The following is a 19632-nucleotide window of genomic DNA, read 5'->3' as shown; positions in this document are numbered from 1 at the left end:
CGTGCTTATATGGTCGCGAGCGGCCTTGTTGCTGTCGCTCGGGACACGAGGGAGGGGACTATGGCGACGGCACTTGTCGACATCTACGGGGACCAACCCGTCTCATTTGACAACCTTGTCCTGCCGCATGGCTACAAGCCAAGCGACAGCGAAGAGTTCATGTGCACCGCGCACAAGGCCTACTTCCTCAAGAAGCTGCTCGACTGGAAGGAAGCCATTGTCGAGGAAAGCCGGGCAACCATGGCGCAGCTTCAGGTCGACTCGCTGCGGGAGCCGGACCTTGCCGACCGCGCTTCAAGCGAGACTGATTGGGGGATCGAGCTTCGCACCCGTGACCGCCAGCGCAAGCTGATCGCCAAGATCGAAGCCGCTATCCGCCGCCTCTATGCCGGTGAGTATGGCTATTGCGAAGTGACCGGAGAGCCGATCAGCCTCGGTCGCCTGGAAGCGCGCCCGATTGCCACCATGACTCTGGAAGCACAGGAGCGGCACGAGCGGATCGAGAAGGTCAGCCGCGACGACTGATCGGAGAAGGCAGGTTCGCGCCCGACGCCGAGTCGCTGGTCGGATCGGGCGCTCCTGCGCTCAGTGCACCGTGAGGCCCAGCATCTCGTCCTTGAGACGGAGCTTTTCCTTCTTCAATCGGTGGAGGAGCACATCGTCGGGGTGGGGTCGCTGCTCTTCGGCATCGATCTGGGCCTGAAGAGCAGCATGCTTAGATGCGAGAGCGTCGACGTGTGCATTTTCCATAGTTCGTCATTCCCTTTCGTCAGGTAGCGACACGAGTAGAAAACCACAGACGGCCGACTTTGTCTCGTCACAAATGAACCACCTGTCCCGGCCCACCGCTCGGTTGGCCGTTTCCGCCGCGGTACGGCAAGAGAGGGTATGAACGACGACCTGCTTTCCGCTCGGCTCGACGCCCTTCGCGCCGAGCATCACCTGCTTGACGAGCAGTTGATCGCGCTGGTCGCCGAGCCTCATGGCAATCAGCTCGAGCTTGCCCGGATGAAGCGCGCCAAGCTCCGCCTGAAGGATGAGATTGCCTTTCTCGAGGATCAGCTCGTACCGGACATCATCGCCTGAACTGTCCCGGGCGGGGACTGGTGGCTGCCGGCGTGCAGCCTGCGCTTCATCAGGAGCGTTCCCGTTGCGTCAAAATGCTGCTTAGAAGAACATCATGAGTGACCCGTTCGATTCCGCCAGCGATCGCGCCCGCATCACGCCGCGCCTGATCGAGAGCCTCTACACGGAGGCCATGCTGCTGGCGGACGAGGCACGGACCTACTTCGATCAGGAGGGCCGGGACGAGCGGTCGCAACTCGATCCGTTCGTCCGGGTCGGCTTTGCCTGCGAGTCGCTGAAAGTCACCACGCGCATCATGCACATCGTTGCCTGGCTGCTAACCCAGCGGGCGGTGGAAACAGGGGAGATCCTGCCGTCCAGCGCCGGCCGTCCCGAGCGGCGGCTTGGCCATGCCGCGCAGAGTGATCCGGAAGTTGTCAGCCAGCTTCCGCCGGCCGCGCAGCGGCTGGTGACGTCGAGCACTGACCTCTACGCTCGGGTCAAGCGTCTCGACGAAGAGGGCTTCGACGAGGCGCCCGCCCCGAGTCCGGCACGGGCACTGATGGGCCGGCTGGAGCGCGACCTCCGCCGAACCGCGCGCGGCGACTAGAGGCAGCGGCTGCGAGCGGCTACATTCGCTCCATGCAGCCATTCAGCTTCAACCCCGGACCTCGACTGCTCAGCGGTCCGGGCCGAAGTCCTGACCTCAGCGGGCACTTGCCGGACGGGTCGGTCCTGTTCGTCACCGATGCTGACGTCCGCCGGCTTGGCTTGCCCGACGACCTGCTGACCGCCCTCGCCCAAAGCGGCCGCACTGTGACGCTGTTCGATGGGGTCGAGGCGGATCCGTCCCGCGCAACCCTGCTTGCCGCGGTTGCCGCGGGGCGCGAAGCGGGCGCGGCCAGTGTCATCGGCTTCGGCGGCGGCAGTCCGATGGATATCGCCAAACTTGCCGCCTACCTGCTTGGTTCGGGCGATGAGCTCGACGCCATCTGGGGCGTCGGGCTCGCCAGGGGAAAGCGGCTTCCCCTGGCGCTCGTCCCCACCACGGCGGGTACGGGCAGCGAAGCGACCCCCGTCGCGGTTATCACCTGCGAAGGCGCCGAAAAGCGGGGGGTCAACAGCCCGGCGCTGATCGCAGACTGGGCGGTGCTTGACGCCGACCTGACGCTCGGCATGCCGCGCGCGCTCACCGCTGCGACGGGGATCGACGCGATGGTCCACGCGGTTGAGGCCTACACCTCCGCCCACGCCAAGAACCCCATCTCCGACCTCTATGCGCGCGAAGCATTGCGGCTACTCGGCGCCAATCTCATCACGGCATGCGAGCAGCCGGGCGACCGGGACGCGCGCTCGGCCATGCTGCTGGGCGCGCACCTCGCCGGCCTGGCGTTCGCCAATGCGCCCGTCGCGGGGGTCCACGCACTGGCCTACCCGCTGGGTGGCATTCACCATCTGCCGCACGGGCTGAGCAATGCATTGATGCTGCGCCACGTGCTGGCCTTCAACGCCGAGGCCGCGCGCGATCATTATGCCGAGCTCGCGCAAGTGCTCGATCCTGGCTGCGCGGAGCTTGGCAGCCAGGCCAAAGCGGCGCTGCTGATCGAGCGTCTTGACCAGCTGGTGACGCAAAGCGGTTTGCAGCCACGTCTACGCGATCACGGCATCGCCTTCGATGAGGCCCCGCTGCTCGCCCGCGAGGCAATGAAGCAGCAGCGCCTGCTGGTGAATAATCCCGTTGAGATCACGCAAAGCGACGCCCAGCGCCTCTATGAGGCGGCCTGGTGAGCCGCCCGACGCCGCCCGCCCGCGCCGACTTCCGCCATTGGCAGACCGTTACCACGCGCTGGGCGGACAATGATGCTTACGGACACGTCAACAACACCGTCTATTACCAGTGGTTCGACAGTGTGGTGAACGCCTGGCTGGTGGACCGCGGGCTGCTCGACATTGCCGCTGGGGACCCCATCGCGCTGGTGGTGGAGACCCGCTGCGCCTACTTTGCGCCGCTGAGCTTTCCTGGCGACGTAGACGTGGGGCTGGCGGTCACCGAACTTGGTCGCTCCTCCGTTCGGTACCGCATCGGCGTGTTTGCGCCAGGTGCAGAGCAGGCCGCCGCCGCCGGTGAGTTCGTCCACGTCGCGGTCAGCCGGGCCGAGCGGCGGCCGGTTTCCTGGCCCGACGCATGGCGCCGCTCGTTCGCTATGCTCAGCTAAGCCCGAGCCGCGCCTTCACAGCCGCATATTCGGCCGCCCACCTGGCGACCAGTTCGCCCGTCGGCTGGACCTTGTCGATGACGCCGATTCCCTGACCCGAACCCCAGATGTCGCGCCAAGCTTTGGCACCGCTTGCCCCGCCAAAGCTCATCGCTTCCGGCCCACTCTCCGGCAGATGGTCAGGGTCCAATCCGGCGGCGACAATCGACGAGCGCAGGTAGTTGCCGTGAATGCCAGTGAACAGGTTTGAATAAACGATGTCGCCGGCGCCGCTCGCCACGATTCCCTGCTTATATTCCTCGGTTGCGCGGGCCTCGTCCGTCGCGATGAAGGGGGAACCGATATAAGCGAAATCGGCTCCCATTGCCTGTGCCGCAAGGATCGACCCGCCAGTCGCAATGGAGCCAGATAGCGCCAGCGGCCCATCGAACCATTTGCGGATTTCCTGCACCAGCGCGAACGGCGACCAGCGCCCGGCATGGCCGCCGGCGCCTGCCGCCACGGCAATCAGCCCGTCCGCGCCCTTCTCGATCGCCTTGCGGGCATAGCGGTCGTCAATGATGTCATGCAGGGTGATGCCGCCCCAGGCGTGAACTGCATGGTTGAGCTCCTCACGAGCGCCCAACGACGTGATGACGATCGGTACCTTCCACTTGGCGCAGGTCGCGACATCCTCCTCGAACCGGTCGTTGGAGCGATGGACGATCTGATTAACGGCGAACGGCGCTGCCGGCGTTTCCGGGTGGTCGCGGTCATGCGCCGCGAGCGCTTCGCTGATCTCGTGCAGCCATTCATCCAGCTGGCTTTGCGGCCGCGCGTTGAGCGCGGGGAAACTGCCGACCACGCCCGCCTTGCACTGGGCGATCACCAGCGCCGGGTTGGAGACAATGAACAGGGGTGCGCCGATCACCGGCAACCGCAACTTGTCGAAAATACGCGGTACGGACATGGGTTCGGTTGCTCCCCGAGACTGAATGACTGACGCGGGGCTACCAACCGCTCGGCGCGTTGGCAAACGGACCCAAGGACCTAACTGCCCGCTTGGTTGTTACCGTTCAGGGACAAAGGGAAAAGGTGGGGACCAAGGCGATCAATGGTGGACGTCGAAACCGCACCGGCGACGATCGCGCCGGAGATATTCGAAGCGCTCGCGGACAATCTCCCGCAGCTCGCGTGGATCGCGGACGCAAGCGGCTTCATCTACTGGTACAATCGGCGCTGGTACGAATTTACCGGTACGGACCTCGCACAGATGCAGGGGTGGGGCTGGCAGTCGGTTCATCATCCCGATGAGGTCGAGCGGGTCACCGCGAGCTGGAAAGCGGCGCTCGATAAGGGGGTCGCCTGGGAGGACACCTTCCCATTGCGGAGTGCGGGCGGCGAGTACCGGCACTTCCTGTCGCGGGCCAATCCGCTCCGCAACGACCAGGGTGAGATTACCAACTGGTTCGGCACTAACACCGACATCACCGAAGAACTTCGCAGCAAGGATGAGTTGAAGGAGGCGCAGCAACGCCTCGGGGCGGCGCTGGAGGCGAGCCAGACCGGCACCTTCTTCTGGAACATGCGCACCAATGCCCTCGACTGGGACGAGGCGCTGGACGGCCTGTTCGGCCTGCCGGCGGGTGAGACAGCGCGAAGCCTCGACCAGTTTCTGGCCATGGTCCACCCCGATGACCGGGCCGGCGTCGTGGAGCAATGCAACCGCTGCATCTCGGAGGGCGCCGACTTCGACATGGAGTTCCGGGTCGTCCGGCCGGACGGAAGCACGCGCTGGCTCCGCGACCGGGGCAAGACCATGCTCGACGAGAAGGGCAAGCCGCTGCTTCTGTCGGGCGCTTGCGTCGATGTGACGGACCTTCGCAGGGCCGAAACGGAGGCGCGGCTGACGGCACAGGAAGTCAGCACAATCTACGAGACGGCGCCGGTCGGGCTGACCGTTATCGGCCGCGACAAGCGATACGTTCGCATCAATCAACGCCTTGCGGAAATCAACGGCGTGCCGCCGGAAGAGCATATCGGCCGAACGCTGCGCGAGATCGTGCCGGACATCGCACCCGAGGCCGAAGAGCTGCTCGACCGGGTCTTGCAGGGCGAGGAGATCTGGAACCTCGAAATCAGCGGGACCACCGCTCGGCAGCCAGGGGTGGTTCGGACGTGGCGTGAGAACTGGATCCCGCTGCGCGACCAAAGCGGGGAAATCGTCGGTGCTGCCATTTCGGCTGATGACGTCACTCAGCAGAAGGAGAATGAGGGGGCGCTGACCCGCTCGGAAAGTCAGTTCCGGACGGTCGCTGATGCCCTGCCGGGCATGTTGTTCGTCACCGACCCATCCGGCGACAATTTGTACGTGAACGGATTTTTTCGCGACTACACGGGTTTCTCCGAGGAAGAACTGCTGGGTGGCGGCTGGTCGAAGGTCGTCAATCCGGACGACTTGCCGCGCGTCAACGAGATCGTGAACGTCGCTCGAGCCGAGAAGCGCATGGCCGATTTCGAACACCGCCTACGCCGCAAGGACGGCGAATGGCGGCTCCACCGAACCCGCGCGGCTCCCGTGCTCGGCGCCGACGGAGATATCCAGCAGTGGATTGGCGTGTCGATCGATGTGCACGATCAGCGCCGCGTCGAGCGTGAGTTGCGAGAAAGCGAAGCGTTCGCCCGCCGGATCAGCGATATCGCGCCCGCCATTCTCTACGTCTACGACATGGCGGAGCGGCGGAACGTCTGGGGCAACCGCGAAATGGTGGAGGTGCTCGGCTACAGCGCCGCCCAGATCGAGTCCTTTGGCGGGGAGATCATTGGGCGGCTGATGCACCCTGATGACCTCGCCCGTTATCCCGAGCACATCAGCCGGATCGCCGCGCTTTCCGACGGCGAAATGGCCCAATTTAAATACCGCTTCCGCCGGCCGGACTGCAGCTGGGTCTGGTTGCTCAGCCACGACATGGTGTTCCGCCGCGACGCGGACGGACAGCCGACGCAGATCATCGGCGCCGCGCTGGACATCACCGAACAGGAAAATGCCGTTGCGGCCCTGCGGCAAAGCGAGGAGCGCTACCGCGCCCTGTTTGAATCGATGGAGCAGGGGTTCTGCGTCATTGAAGTGCTGTTCGACGGCGACCACGCGGTTGATCACCGCTTTATCGAGCTCAACCCGGCATTCTCCGTCCAGAGTGGCTTACCGCAAGAGGTGCTTGGAAAGTCCGTCAGGGATGTCGTCCCCGAACTGGAGGACCGCTGGGGCGAACGTTACGGGGAAATCGCCCGAAGCGGCATCTCGCAACGCTTCGTCGAGCGGGCGGAGCCGCTTGGACGCTGGTTCGAAGTCTACGCCTTCCGCATCGGCGACCCGACGGCTCAGCAGGTGGCGATTCTGTTCACTGACGTGACGGAGCGGGAGCAGCGCGACCGTGATCTTCAGCTCCGGCTCAACGCCATTCCGCAGATGGTATGGTCATCCCGGCCGGACGGTTTCCACGACTTCTATAACGAGCGCTGGTACGAGTTCACCGGTACTCCGCTTGGCTCGACGGATGGCGAGGGCTGGAACGACATGTTCCATCCTGACGACCAGGACCGCGCATGGTCACGCTGGCGCGACTCGCTCGAGACCGGCAAACCCTATGAGATCGAATATCGGCTGCGCCACCGCAGCGGAGAATATCGCTGGGTGCTTGGCCGCGCTTTGCCGGTGCGCGATGAAAGAGGCGTCGTCATTCGCTGGATGGGCACCTGCACGGATGTCGACGATGGCATTCGGGCCCGCGAGGCCCTCGCCGAATCCGAGGCGACCCTGCGGGCAGTCATCGACAGCATGCCGGTAGGACTGATGTTTGCGGATGCGAGCGGCCGGCTCACGGGACGTAACCAATGGATCGAAAAGATCCTCGGAATGGAGCCGCCGCTTACCGCCAGCCCCAAAGAGTATGAACGCGATTACGTCGCTTTCCACGCTGACGGTAGCCGGGTCGAGAGCCACCAATATCCTCTCGCGCAAGTACTTACCGGTGACCATAGCCGGCCGGAGCTGGAGTGCCTGGTCGAACGTGGTGACTGCTCGCGCAGCTGGGTGCGCTATGTGGCGGCGCCGATTGAGGATGCTGATGGCCGACTGATGGGCGGCGTCGTTGCCTCCATCGACATCGATCGCGAGAAGCGGCTTGCCGCCGGCCTCGAGCGCGAAGTGGAAAAGGTCATCGCCGAGCGCGAGGCCGCTCAGGAAGCGCTGCGCCAATCGCAGAAACTCGAGGCAATGGGTCAGCTGACCGGAGGCGTCGCTCACGACTTCAACAATCTGCTGACCCCGATCATCGGCAGCCTGGACCTGCTGCACCGCAAGGAACTTGGTGATGCGCGCACCCGGCGGCTGATCAACGGCGCCCTTCAGTCCGCGGAGCGCGCGAAGACCCTCGTTCAGCGGCTGCTCGCCTTTGCGCGCCGCCAGCCTCTTCAGCCGACGGCCGTGGACGTTGGGCGTATTGTGCAAGACATGGCCAGCCTCATCTCCAGCACGGCCGGCCCGCGAATCAAGGTCAACGTGGCGATCGCTCCAGACCTGCCGCCGGCCCATGCCGACAGCAATCAGCTCGAGATGGCGCTGCTCAATTTGAGCGTGAACGCGCGCGATGCCCTTCCGAGCGGTGGTGAGCTGACGATCGACGTGCGGGAGGCCACCGCCTCTGCTTCGGAACTCCCCGATCTTGCCGGCCGCTCGCACATTCTGCTGACTGTGACCGACAATGGCCTCGGCATGGACGAAGAGACACTCGCCCGCTGCATTGAGCCCTTCTTCTCCACCAAGGGCATCGGCAAGGGAACCGGGCTAGGCTTGTCGATGGTCCACGGCCTGGCCGCGCAGCTTGGCGGTGCGCTGCGGATCAACAGCAAGGAAGGCGAGGGGACAAGCATCGAGCTCTGGCTCCCCGTGTCCAGCGAGGCCGTTGGGGGCGGCAATCTCCCCGGCGAGACGGCCGAGGGTAGTGGCCAGGGCGTCGTGCTCCTGGTTGATGACGAGGACCTAGTGCGTGATTCGACGGCCTCCATGCTCACCGACCTCGGCTACCGGGTGGTGGAGGCGAACTCCGCCGAACAGGCGCTGGCGCTGGTCAAGGGCGGGCTGCAGCCGGATATGCTCGTCTCCGACCACCTCATGCCGGGCCTTAGCGGAACCGACCTTGCCGTGCGACTGCGCGCGCGCTTGCCGAGCCTGCCGGTCCTGATCGTCTCGGGCTATGCCGACGTGGACTCGCTTACTCCGGCTTTCCCGCGGCTGACCAAGCCGTTCCGCGAAGCGGACATGGCGGCCGCGCTTGCCGCACTGAGGGGTGAAATGGTGAAATCGCCTGCCGAAGCTTGAGGCGGCTGATCCGGACCTGAGGTGACGGGGCGATCACGGCGCCCACAAGACCGGACAGTAGGCCATGGCAAGCGAGCGGCAGGCCGCCTACCATCCCCGTCATGCACGCCGTTGAAACCTTCGAACTTGTCTTGCTCCTCCTGGGCGCTGTGGTCGCGCTGCAATGGCTTGCCGAGCGGATCGGACTGCCGCCTTCCGCCGCCTTGCTGGTTGGTGGAGGCGCGCTCGCCTTCCTGCCCGGCCTTCCGCCGATCGAGCTCGATCCCGAACTGGCGCTGGTCCTCTTCCTTCCACCCCTGCTGATGGATGGGGCCTATTACACCGCCTTTGGCCGCTTCCGGCGACATCTTCCCGGGATCCTTTCGCTTGCGGTCGGAGCGGTGGTTTTCACCACTCTGGCCGTCGGCATGGCGGTTCATCTCCTACTGCCCGAACTGCCCTGGGCCGCCTGCTTCGCGCTCGGGGCCATCGTGTCGCCACCTGACGCCGTGGCCGCTCGCGCCGTCCTTCAGCGCGTGCAACTTCCCCGCCGGCTGCAAGCATTGCTGGAGGGCGAAAGCCTGCTCAACGATGCGACGGGTCTCGTCGTGTTCCGCTTCGCCGTCGTCGCTGCTCTAAGCGGTGTTTTCGAGCCTGGCGCTGCCATTGGGCAGTTCGCACTGCTCTCGTTCGGCGGAATTGTTGTTGGCGTCATCACCGGCTTCGCCTGGGTGTGGGTTCTTCGCTATCTCAGCAACGAGACGCTGGTGGTCACGACCGCCACCCTGCTGTGCTGGGTTGCCTATCTTGCCGGCGAAGCCGTGCACGTGTCGGGCGTCATATCCACGGTCACCGCCGGATTGATCTTCGGCTGGTATCAGCACGTCATCATGCCGGCGGCCGTGCGGCTGCAGGGCAGCGCCTTCTGGCGAACCCTGACCTTCTGCCTCGAGGCGATTGTCTTCATCCTGATCGGCTCATCCCTCCGTAACGTGCTGGCGCGCGCGGGCGGGCTTGAGCAGGTGCTGACCAACATGTGGGGACCGGTCCTCGTCATTATGGCGGCGGTGGTGGTCGCGCGATTCTTCTGGGTGTTCGTGATCGAATTTGCCCTGAAGGCGCTGCGCGTCGCCGGCTGGAAGCGCGCGCGGCCTTTGGGGCGACGGCAAGCGACGATCTTGGCCTGGACCGGCATGCGGGGCGTCGTCACCCTGGCGGTCGCACTGACGCTGCCGGCCAACATGCCGGGCCGCGACTTCATGCTGGTCGCCGCCTTCGCGGTCATACTCATGACGGTCGTCGTGCAGGGGGGCACACTTGGCATGCTGATCCGCGTCCTCAAACCGGAGGACAAGGATCCGCCCGCCAAGGTGCCGTTGCCCGAGGCGGAAGCGGCCATCGCCAGAGCCAAGCTCGCCGAAGCCGAGAAGCTCGCCTACGATGACGCTGGCAAGCTGGTCCACCCGCAGCTGCTCGATACCTACCAGAAGCGAGCAGCGGCGACCGAAAAATACGCAAGCGATGCCGACGGATTCATGCAGAACATCCGCGGCCATTTCGATGTCATGCTGAAAGCGCTCGCGGCTGGTAGGGCCAAGCTCATCCTGCTCCATCGCAAGGGCGACATCGAGGACGAAACGCTTCACAATCTCGAGCGTGACCTCGACCTGGAGGAGCTTGGACTGATCTACCAGCGGGACGGTTGAACCAGCTCACGCGGCGGCTGCTTGCCGACCCTTTGCAGGAGCGGTCCCGAAGACGATGACGATGCTGGAAAGCACGAAGTTTTAACGGCCAGGGAGCTATCGCAAGCTGTGTTGCTCGCCCTTCGCCAACCCTCCCTTGAGACGGCCATCGCGCGGCATGGCAGACGGCCCCGGGACTTGTTCTGGAAGCTGCTGTTCCTGGTCGCGAGCGCGATCTTCCTGTTCGTCGATCCGCGCATCTCTCCGATTGCGCTGCAGGATGAGGCACGAAACGCGAATAACGCGCTTGAAATGTACCTGACCGGTCCCAGCCTGATCACGACCTTCGACTTCAGGCCCGACCTCTGGAACACCAAGCCGCCGCTGCTCATCTGGCTGATGGATGCCAGCATGACATTATTCGGGCCGTCCGAATGGGCCATTCGATTGCCCTCGGCGCTGGCGGCGCTCGGCACATTATTGGCCACACTGCTGTTCACCCGGCGAGTGACGGGGTCCTTGCCGGTCGCGCTACTGGCCGGAACGATGCTGCTGCTCAGCCCCGGCTTCTTCGGGGAGCATGGCGCACGGACCGCCGACTTCGATGCGACCCTGACATTTTTCGTCACCGTCGCGCTGCAGCTGATCTTCTTCGCCGTGCATCGGGCAAAACCGACGATGGCATCAATGCTGCTGATCGGAGCTTTGGTGGCGGGCGGAGCCATGACCAAGAGCACGGCGGCCTTTATCCCCGTCGCTGGTGTCTTGGTCTATGTCGCCCTGGTCGGCCGACTGAAGCGCGTGCTTCGTCTGGCACCCCGCTATTCCGTGGCCGTCGCTACCGCGATTATTCCCTTGCTCGGTTTCTACTTGCTTCGAGAGGCGGCCGGGCCTGGCTACCTTGCCGCGGCCTACCACAACGACATGGCCGGGCGCTTCAGCGAAGCGCTGAATGTTGAAACAAGGCCGACTTTCTACCTGACGTCGCTGCTGCCCGGCTGGTTCTTCGGAGGGGCGTTCCTGATCGCCACACCGCTCGCCTTCGCAAAGCTATTGGGCCGGACCAGGCTGCTTCTCATTTACGCCGCCTCCATTGTCCTCTTCTCCCTGCTGGTGCTCAGCGCCGCGACCAATCGCGCTCTGCAATATGCCCTGCCGCTCTTCCCCTGGCTGTCGATCCTCGCCGCTCTCGCTTTTCGTCATCTGGTGAGCCTGGCGGTTAAATCCTGGGGCAGGGGAAGGAGAGTCGAACCACTCGTCCTGGCCGCAGCGCTTGGCCTGGCCGTTGGCTTGCCCGCCTATCAGGCAGCCTACTGGAGGTACAAGCGCTTTCCCGCCCGGGATTTTTATCCTCAGTCCTCCTATGGCGATCTCTTCGCCGCGCTGGCCGCGCGTGGCGTGACCGACGTCACCGTGGTTGATCCCGGGATCATGCACCTCGGCAAACCGGGCTATGCTCCCTTGCTTCGCTGGCACCAGCTGGTCTGGCGCGAGAAGGGTCTGAGAGCCCGGCGTGCGATGGTCGACCAGCCGCAGCTGAGGTTGCCGATTGCCAGCTGCGAGCCAACGATCAGCATGTCGTGGGGAGCAGGCGCCGAGCGGCTCGGAAGTTGCGCCGTGCTCTGGCGTAGACCGGTGGCAGCGCCGGTACGTGGCTGAAGACGCATGAACATGGCGGCAAGGATGGTGAAAGACGGGCGCGGCGAGGCTCGCGCCTGGTGGAACACGCCGCTGTTCGCCTGCCTGCTAGTCGTCGTCTCGGCTGTCCCGCTGCTCTGGCCAACGGTTCCTCCCCTTTTGGACGTTCCCGGGCATATGGCGCGCTACCGGGTGCAGCTGGGTCTTGCGGATTCGTTTTGGCTGCAGCGCTACTTCGACTTCCACTGGGCACCGGTGGGCAATCTGGGCGCGGACCTGTTGGTACAGGCGATCGCGCCGGTCCTCGGTCTCGAGTTTACGGTCAAGCTCATCGCGATGAGCATCCCGATGCTGTTTGTGGGCGGGCTCCTCGCCATTGGCCGTGAGGTGCACGGCCGCTTGCCGCCGACCGCGGCATTGGCAGCGCCCTTGGCTTATTCGACGCCCTTTCTCTACGGCTTCCTGAACTTCACGCTGAGCGTGTCACTGGCGCTCTTCGCCTTTGCGCTCTGGGTGCGACTGGCGCGCCAAGGCCGGCTTCGGCTTCGAGCGATCCTGTTCGTCCCGATCAGCCTCTTGCTCTATTTCGCTCACATCTACGGCTGGGCCGTTCTCGGGTTGCTATGCTTCGGGGCTGAAGTGGTCCGCGCTCATGACGAAAGGGGTCACGGCTGGTCGAACTCTGTGGTCGATGCCGCTCTTGCCTGCGCCGTGCTCGCCGCACCACTCGTGTCTCTGCTCGGAGCAGTTCGGAACGCAGGCGGCCAGCCATTCGATGACTGGTTCGACCTTGAGCTCAAGCTGAACTGGCTGGTCGCGGTGCTGCGCGATCGCTGGAAGATCTTCGACGTGTTGTCGACGATGCTCTGCTTCGCGGCCATGATGTTTGCGCGCATCGATCCTCGACTTGGTTTTTCGCGCACACTCGGGGCGGGAGCGATGCTGCTGGGCCTCGCGTGCCTGGTGCTGCCCTTCTGGGTGCTCAACTCCGCGCTGGCGGACATGCGCCTGCTGCCGGCGGCGCTCGCCATCGGCATCCTCTCCATCGATAGTGTCGATCAATCCGACCGGCACTTCGCGGGCAAGGTCGCGCTCGTGGCGCTTCTGTTCTTTACGGTACGGACGGTTGGCACGACGGCCAGCTTCGCCATGTCGGCCAACCAGCAGGACGAGCATCTGGCGCAACTCGACCTGCTTCCGCGCGGCGCGCGGCTGGCGACGCTGGTGGGCCGCGACTGTTCCAATCCGTGGCCATCGATCCGCGACGGTCATCTCGGGTCGATGGTCACCGTTCGCCGCGACGGCTTCAGCAACGACCAGTGGCCGGGGCAGGGGATCAACCTCCTGCTCGTCCGCTATCGCCCGCCCAACGGCTTTGCTTCCGATCCAGGTCAGATGGTGCAGCCGGCCGAGTGCCTGCAGAACCGCACCGTCGAGCAGGCCCTTCAGGACCTGCCCCGTCAATGGTTCGACTATGTGTGGCTGCTCGGAACGGAAACTCCTTCCGAAAGGCAGTTGCGCGGCCTTGCGCTGGTTGCGCACTCACCAGGCGCCAGCCTCTACCGCATCGTGCGGTGAACCGACTTCGCCGAAGGAGAGTACGGTGAGCGTTCAGTAGAGGTGAAGCAGCTTGGTCCCGGCGACCAGCAGCACCACGCCCAGCGCCTTCAGCACGACCGGGGCCTGGAACCTGATTCCCAACGTCGTGCCAATGGCTGGTCCGTGCGGTCTTCCGCGACGTCGCCCATCGGCATGGTCTCGATCGGCGTCAGGTCGTGACCTTGCGCGTCGCACCACAGCAGCATGTCGGCAATTTCGTCTTCATTGAGCCCCTTCAGCGCCACCATGTTGATCTTGACCTGCAGTCCGGCTTCGCGCGCGGCGCCGATCCCTCGCAGTACCTGACTCAATTCGCCCCGCCCGTTGATGTGAGCGAAGCGCTGCGGGTCGCGCGTGTCCAGGCTGACGTTGATACGACGAACACCGGCAGCCGCCAGCCCACCCGCGACCTTCTCGAGCTGAGTGCCGTTCGTGGTGAGCGTCACTTCGTCCAGCCCCCTCCGATCCGGTGACTCAGCGTCCCGAGAAGGTCCATGATCCCTCGGCGCTCCAGCGGTTCGCCGCCGGTCAGTCGCAGTCGCTTGACGCCACGGGCGATGAAGATGTCGGCAAGCGCCACGTTCTCTTCCAGACGCAGGATGTCCTCGCGCGGAAGGAACACCATCCGGTTGGCCATGCAGTAGCGGCATCGGAGATCGCAGCGATCGGTGACGGACAACCGAACGTAGCTGATCCGCGGTCCAATGCTGTCAATCATGCCGGGCTGGCCCATGCTCCCCTTTATCGAACGCAGAGAATGGCGCCAGCCAAGCAACATTTTGCCAGCGTCGGGTACGGTCTCATGGTCAGCAGGCGACGACGACCTCGAGCGTCTAAGGGGTCGAAGGGGCAAAGCCACAGGAGCGTTGATGGAGACGCGGTCACATGCATTTAACTGCAGAATGTGGCTGTTTCGCAACAACTACGCGAAAAAGATCTAAGTGGCGCAAAATATTAGTGCGGAATCTGGCGAGGAGCCCCCAGAAGCACCGCAATTGATGAAGGGAGTCCTGATGCGCGTTCTACTTGCTTGCAGCACCGGCCTTAGCACCTCGCTCGCCGGAATGCTGATCGCCGCTCAACCAGCGTCGGCGCAGACCGCGCAGCCGGCCACGCAAAGCAACGAGCAGACCGCCGCCGCTGCTGCCACGGATCCGAACGCGCCCACCGCGACTTCGACCCAGGCGACCGATCCGAACGCTCCGCCGCCCGCGCCGACTGCCGGTGGCCCGACCATCGATAGCGCCGCGCAGAACGAGAACAATACCGTGGTCGTCACGGGGTCGCGCATCCGCAGCCCTAACCTCACCTCGGTCGTGCCGGTCACCACCATCAGTGGGGAAGACTTCTTCAAGACTGGTCAGACGTCGATTGGTGACGTCCTGAACCAGCTCCCGGCTCTTCGCAGCACCTTCAGCCAGGCAAACTCGACCCGCTTCTTGGGCACGTCGGGCCTCAACCTGCTCGACCTTCGCGGGCTCGGCACGCAGCGCACCCTGGTGCTGGTGAACGGCCGCCGTCACGTGGCGGGCGACATCCTCAACAGCGCTTCGTCGGTCGACACCAACACTATCCCGACCGATCTGATCGATCGCACCGACATCATCACCGGCGGCGACTCTGCCGTTTATGGTTCGGACGCCCTCGCGGGCGTGGTGAACTTCGTGCTAAAGGATCACTACAGCGGCGTGCAGCTTCGAGCCCAGGATGGGATCAGCCCGCATGGTGATGCGGGCAACAGCTTCATCAGCCTGCTCGCCGGCAAGAACTTCGCTGACGGCCGCGGCAACGTCGCGGTGAATCTTGAATATGCCCATCAGGCGGACTTCTACGCCAGCGACCGAGCGGCGTACCGCACCGTTAACGGTTTCGTGCAGATCAACGAGAACGGCAGCGCCACCGCGCCGCAGAATGATTACTTCCGTGACATTCGGAATGGTTTCTATACGAACGCCGGTACCTTCCTCACCTATCTCGGCGGCGACAGCTACACGCCCTTCATCTTCCAGCCGGACGCCACGCTGATCCAGCAGACCGGCACGCCGGTCGGCCTGGCGCCGTTCCCCTCTTATCTTGGTGGCAACGGTGACAACTTCCGCGACGGCAAGCAGTTTGCTTTCCGGCCGAAGCTCGACCGCTACAATGCCAACATCGTCGGCCACTTCGAAATGAGCCCGGCCTTCGTGCCCTTCATCGAAGGCAGCTATTCGCGTACCGATTCATTCGGCAGCGCGTCCGGGCCATTCTTCACGGCCTCGATCGGCGACACCTACAATATCAATAATCCTTATCTGACTGATCAGGCGCGCGGGATCATCCGCGATTACTACACAATGGCTTATGCGGACGATCCGAGCTTCGATCCGAACAACTTCGATTTCACCTTCTATAAGAATGCAGTTGACCTAACGAACCGTTCGGAAAAGGCCCGTCGTCAGACCTACCGCGGCGTGGTCGGCGTGCGCGGCGACTTCAATGGCGACTGGAACTACGAAGTCTCGGCGAACTACGGCAAGTTCACCGAGAATACGGCCATCCTGGGCAACATCAACTTGCAGCGTTATCTGCTGGCGATTGACGCCGTGGACCAGGGCCTCGCCACCGGTGGCACAGCCAACGGCAATATCGTGTGCCGCTCCCGGGTCGATCCGACTGCGGCCAGCACCTACGGCGGCGCCGACCAGACTTTCGCCAACGCCGAGCTGGCGAATGACGTGGCGAGCTGCGTCCCTCTCAACCTGTTCGGCAACGGCAAGGTAACGGACGCGGCCCGCAACTATCTGCTTCAGAACTCTTACGCTCGCGGCAGGATCACGCAGTTCGACATCAATGGCTTCGTCAACGGCGACACGAGTGGCTTCTTTAACTTCCAAGGCGGACCGATTGGCTTCGTGGTTGGCGGTGAGTACCGGCGTGAAACTGCCTTCTACAAGCAGGATGCGGCAACTGCGGCGGGCCTCACCTTCTACAACGCTATTCCGGAGTTTAATCCGACCGCGTTTGAGGTCAAAGAAGCGTTCGGCGAGATTCGGTTCCCAATCTTTAAGGATCTGCCTTTCGCGCGCCTGCTGACTGTGAGCGCTGCGGCCCGCGTTTCCGACTATAAGGGCTCCACCGGGACCGTTGCGAGTTACAACGGCGGTGTCGAATGGTCTCCGGTGCGGAGTTTGCGTCTGCGCGGCAACTACTCGCGCGCTGTTCGCGCTCCGAACCTCTCCGATCTGTACACGCCGTTGGGTCAGAACTACTTCCAGTTCTCTGACCCCTGCTCGCAGCGTAATCTCGGGTCGGGCAGTCAGTATCGTACAGCGAACTGTCGGGCAGCCGGCGTTCCGGTCGGTTATGATTACGTCTACCGGTCGACTCCCGGCTATTTGTCGGGCGGCAACTCAAACCTGCAGGCGGAAACCTCCAACTCCTTCACCGTGGGCGGTGTGTTCGCCCCGACGCAAGGATTCCTGCGGGGCTTCTCGGCTTCGGCCGACTATTACAACATCAAGGTCAAGAACGTGATCAACTCGCCGTCGGCGCAAGGGATCATCGATGCTTGCTACGATCTGCCGACGCTGAACAACCAGTTCTGCAGCCTGTTCACCCGTGACACGACCGTGGGTCTCACCGCTCCGGAATACGTGCAGAACAGCCTGCGGGTAATCCCGTTGAACTATGCGAAGCTGAAGACCTCGGGCATCGATTTCGATGTCGGCTACCAGCACAAGTTCGGCCGGGTGGGCGACCTGTCGCTGCGCATGATCTACACGCTGTCGCTATCGAACAGCAATTTCCTCGACCCAACCAATCCGGCGTTCGAAGACCGCACCCTGTCGGAACTGGGCCAACCGCGCAACCGCTTCACGTTCAACGCCGGCCTCAGGACCGGCCCCTTCGTGATCAGCTACAAGCTTCGCTACGTCGGGCCGATGTTCAACGGCGCTTATGAAGACTACAACAGCCTCCAGGGCCGTCCGCCGGAGAACCCCTATCAATACCCCGCGGCTTACCGCCTATATCCGGCAATTACCTATCATGATGCCCGGATCGAGTTCGACGTTAGCAAGAACAGCAACTTCTACCTGGGCGTCGACAATCTCTTCGACCAGCTGCCGCCGTTCGGGCTGACCGGCGCCGGTGGCGGAAGCGGCATCTACGACAACGTCGGCCGCTTCTTCTATGCCGGCGTCCAGGCCAAGTTCTAACGGCACCGGCGTGCCTCCTGCTCGTGGGCAGGAGGCACGCTCGGACGCGGAGCGGAGGGCGGCTCGCGGGCACGCGAGCAGCGAAGTCCTCCGCCTCGCCAGCAATCCAGCCATCCAGCATGCGATCGGCGCGCTGCAAGCCCGCCGCCTCGCCGATGCCGAGCGGATCGTCCGTCAGCATCTCTCCCGGTCACCGCGCGACGTCGCGGCGCTGTGCCTTCTCGGCGATCTTGCCGTGCGCGCGGGCGTGCTGAGCGAGGCCGAAACGCTCTTTCGCCGCGCGCTCGAACAGCTTCCGATGTTTGCCGAAGCACAGGTCAATCTCGCGCGCGTGCTCTCCCAGCGTGATGCGCTTCCGGAAGCGATCGGCCTGCTCGACGACGTGCTGCACGACCAGCCCGAGCACCGCCATCTGCAGCTGCTCCGGCTGGCATGGCTGGGGCAACTGGGCGATTACGAAACCGCCCGTGATACTTACCCCGAGCTACTCGAAAGATCCCCGGACTGGCCGGAGGGCTGGACAGCGTACGCCCATCTGCTTGGGACGCTGGGCGACTTGCCGGGAGCCGTCACCGCTTACCGCCGCGCCATTGCCCTTGCCCCTCATCACGGCGAGGCCTGGTGGGGATTGGCGAACCTCAAGGTCAAGGTGTTCGAGGCGGCAGATGTCGAGCAGTTGCGGGCGCTGACAAACGAGACGGGCCTCGATGGCGAGCGCCGCTCCCTTCTTCATTTCGCGCTGGCCAAGGCGTTGCAGGATTCCCGCGATTACGATTCCTCCTATCGTCACTACGTAGCGGCCAATCGCCTCCGCAAGGTCTTGCTTCCCGCACCCGTCGATCCCATCCGCGCGGAGGTCGACCGGTCGATCTGCTTCTTCACGGCCGAACGGTTTGAAACGGCTTCCCGTGCGGAGGAGAGTTCTTCAGGTCCAATCTTCATCGTTGGAATGCCGCGGTCGGGCTCGACCCTGGTCGAACAGATCCTCGCCAGCCACTCGCTGGTCGAGGGCACATCCGAGCTGCCCTATATTCCGATGCTCGTTCACCGGCTCATGTCCGAACGACGGGGGGAAGGTGCGTTGCGCTTTCCCGAAGTGCTTGATGGAGTTCCGACGGAGAAGCTTGCGGAGCTTGGACAGGCCTATCTCGATGCCGCGCGTCCACACCGCCGCAGCGACACGCCCTTCTTCATCGACAAGCTGCCTGACAATTGGCGCTACGTCGGCCTCATCCGCATGATCCTGCCCGGCGCCCGCATCGTGGATGCGCGGCGCGGAGCGATGGCATGCCTGTGGTCGAACTACCGTCAGTGGTTCGCCCGTGGGCAGGAGTATAGCTACGATTTCGACGACCTCGTCGAGCAGTACCGGCAGTATTTACGCCTGATGGCGCATATGGATGCGGTTGCACCGGGTGCTGTCATTACGGTCCAGCATGAGGACGTTCTTGACGACAGTGAGCGGGAAGTCCGTCGCCTGCTGGCCAGACTTGGTCTTCCGTTCGAGCCCTCCTGCCTCGAGTTCTACAGGAACAACCGTCCAGTGCGCACCGCCAGCGCCCAACAGGTCCGTCGGCCGATCGATCAGAGCACGCGGGAAGACTGGAAGAACTTCCGGCCTTGGATAGGCGAGCTGGAGGACAAGGTCGCGAGTCTCACGAACGTGCGACGCTGAGAGGCTACACGACCGTTGGGCAAGGCAATCGCTGGACGGAGTTACCGACTTTGCGGTCCCAGTCGCTAGCATTCGCCTGTGATGGGCTGCGCCGACCTATGCGCGACAACGTTCGATGGCTGGGCTGGCATCGCTCAGCTTCGAACTTGCCTTGACCGTATCGCAGCGCTTGCACTGGCGCTTTCCTGATCGCTTCAGTTTGGTTCAGCATACTGCGGTT

General features: G+C 63.8%; 13 protein-coding genes and 1 pseudogene. 11 read left to right on the top strand and 3 right to left on the bottom strand.

The annotated features are described in order from the left end of the window. The first annotated feature begins 60 nt into the window (after positions 1–60). Positions 61–525, top strand: a complete 465-nt coding sequence (gene dksA / locus M8312_RS05010; RefSeq protein ID WP_502957437.1) for an RNA polymerase-binding protein DksA — start codon at positions 61–63, stop codon at positions 523–525. Between the two features lie 60 nt (positions 526–585). On the opposite strand, the gene M8312_RS05005 is transcribed toward dksA, so the two are convergent. Further along, positions 586–750, bottom strand: a complete 165-nt coding sequence (locus M8312_RS05005) for a YdcH family protein (protein ID WP_250119282.1) — start codon at positions 748–750, stop codon at positions 586–588. A 138-nt stretch (positions 751–888) separates the two neighbouring features. On the opposite strand from M8312_RS05005, the gene M8312_RS05000 reads away from it, so the two are divergent. The 4 genes from M8312_RS05000 to M8312_RS04985 all read left to right on the top strand — a co-directional run bounded on the left by M8312_RS05000 (position 889) and on the right by M8312_RS04985 (position 3281). Then, entirely contained in the window at positions 889–1086 is a 198-nt protein-coding gene (locus M8312_RS05000; RefSeq protein ID WP_250119281.1) for a YdcH family protein, read from the top strand. Between the two features lie 94 nt (positions 1087–1180). Then, on the top strand, positions 1181–1675 hold the full coding sequence (locus M8312_RS04995) for a DUF1465 family protein (protein ID WP_250119280.1): 495 nt from the start codon (positions 1181–1183) through the stop codon (positions 1673–1675). Positions 1676–1707: 32 nt separating this feature from the next. Next, on the top strand, positions 1708–2853 hold the full coding sequence (locus tag M8312_RS04990; protein WP_250119279.1) for an iron-containing alcohol dehydrogenase: 1146 nt from the start codon (positions 1708–1710) through the stop codon (positions 2851–2853). After that, the gene (locus tag M8312_RS04985; protein WP_250119278.1) at positions 2850–3281 is read left to right on the top strand and encodes an acyl-CoA thioesterase; all 432 of its coding nucleotides are present in this window, start codon (positions 2850–2852) and stop codon (positions 3279–3281) included. Before M8312_RS04990 ends, M8312_RS04985 begins: the two co-directional genes overlap by 4 nt. Here M8312_RS04985 and M8312_RS04980 read toward each other — a convergent pair. Next, positions 3274–4230, bottom strand: coding sequence for an NAD(P)H-dependent flavin oxidoreductase (locus M8312_RS04980; RefSeq protein WP_250119277.1), 957 nt, complete (start codon positions 4228–4230; stop codon positions 3274–3276). The two genes, M8312_RS04985 and M8312_RS04980, sit on opposite strands and share 8 nt — an antisense overlap. Before the next feature lie 144 nt (positions 4231–4374). On the opposite strand from M8312_RS04980, the gene M8312_RS04975 reads away from it, so the two are divergent. The 4 genes from M8312_RS04975 (at position 4375) to M8312_RS04960 (ending at position 13520) form a co-directional block, all read left to right on the top strand. Continuing rightward, complete coding sequence (locus M8312_RS04975) at positions 4375–8640, top strand: PAS domain S-box protein (RefSeq protein ID WP_250119276.1); 4266 nt, start codon at positions 4375–4377, stop codon at positions 8638–8640. 101 nt (positions 8641–8741) lie between these two features. Beyond that, positions 8742–10325, top strand: coding sequence for a Na+/H+ antiporter (locus M8312_RS04970; protein ID WP_250119275.1), 1584 nt, complete (start codon positions 8742–8744; stop codon positions 10323–10325). A 177-nt stretch (positions 10326–10502) separates the two neighbouring features. Further along, positions 10503–11963, top strand: coding sequence for an ArnT family glycosyltransferase (locus M8312_RS04965; RefSeq protein ID WP_250119274.1), 1461 nt, complete (start codon positions 10503–10505; stop codon positions 11961–11963). A gap of 6 nt (positions 11964–11969) precedes the next feature. Continuing rightward, positions 11970–13520 (top strand): hypothetical protein, encoded by a 1551-nt coding sequence (locus M8312_RS04960; protein WP_250119273.1) that lies wholly within the window; start codon positions 11970–11972, stop codon positions 13518–13520. Between the two features lie 131 nt (positions 13521–13651). On the opposite strand, the pseudogene M8312_RS04955 reads toward M8312_RS04960, so the two are convergent. After that, positions 13652–14259, bottom strand: a pseudogene (locus tag M8312_RS04955) (GTP 3',8-cyclase MoaA); the annotation flags it as partial. 295 nt (positions 14260–14554) lie between these two features. On the opposite strand from M8312_RS04955, the gene M8312_RS04950 reads away from it, so the two are divergent. Together M8312_RS04950 and M8312_RS04945 are read left to right on the top strand one after the other, a co-directional pair. Continuing rightward, positions 14555–17737 carry a TonB-dependent receptor domain-containing protein gene (locus M8312_RS04950; protein ID WP_250119272.1) on the top strand — a complete coding sequence of 1061 codons (3183 nt, stop codon included), beginning with the start codon at positions 14555–14557 and terminating at the stop codon, positions 17735–17737. Between the two features lie 10 nt (positions 17738–17747). Beyond that, positions 17748–19412 (top strand): tetratricopeptide repeat-containing sulfotransferase family protein, encoded by a 1665-nt coding sequence (locus M8312_RS04945; RefSeq protein WP_250119271.1) that lies wholly within the window; start codon positions 17748–17750, stop codon positions 19410–19412. The last annotated feature ends 220 nt before the right edge of the window (positions 19413–19632 follow it).

The sequence above is a fragment of the Sphingomonas sp. KRR8 genome (assembly GCF_023559245.1).
In the GTDB taxonomy this organism is placed as follows: domain Bacteria; phylum Pseudomonadota; class Alphaproteobacteria; order Sphingomonadales; family Sphingomonadaceae; genus Sphingomicrobium.
The sequence above is the reverse complement of the archived record's forward strand: the minus strand, read 5'-3'. Positions and strand labels throughout refer to the sequence as shown.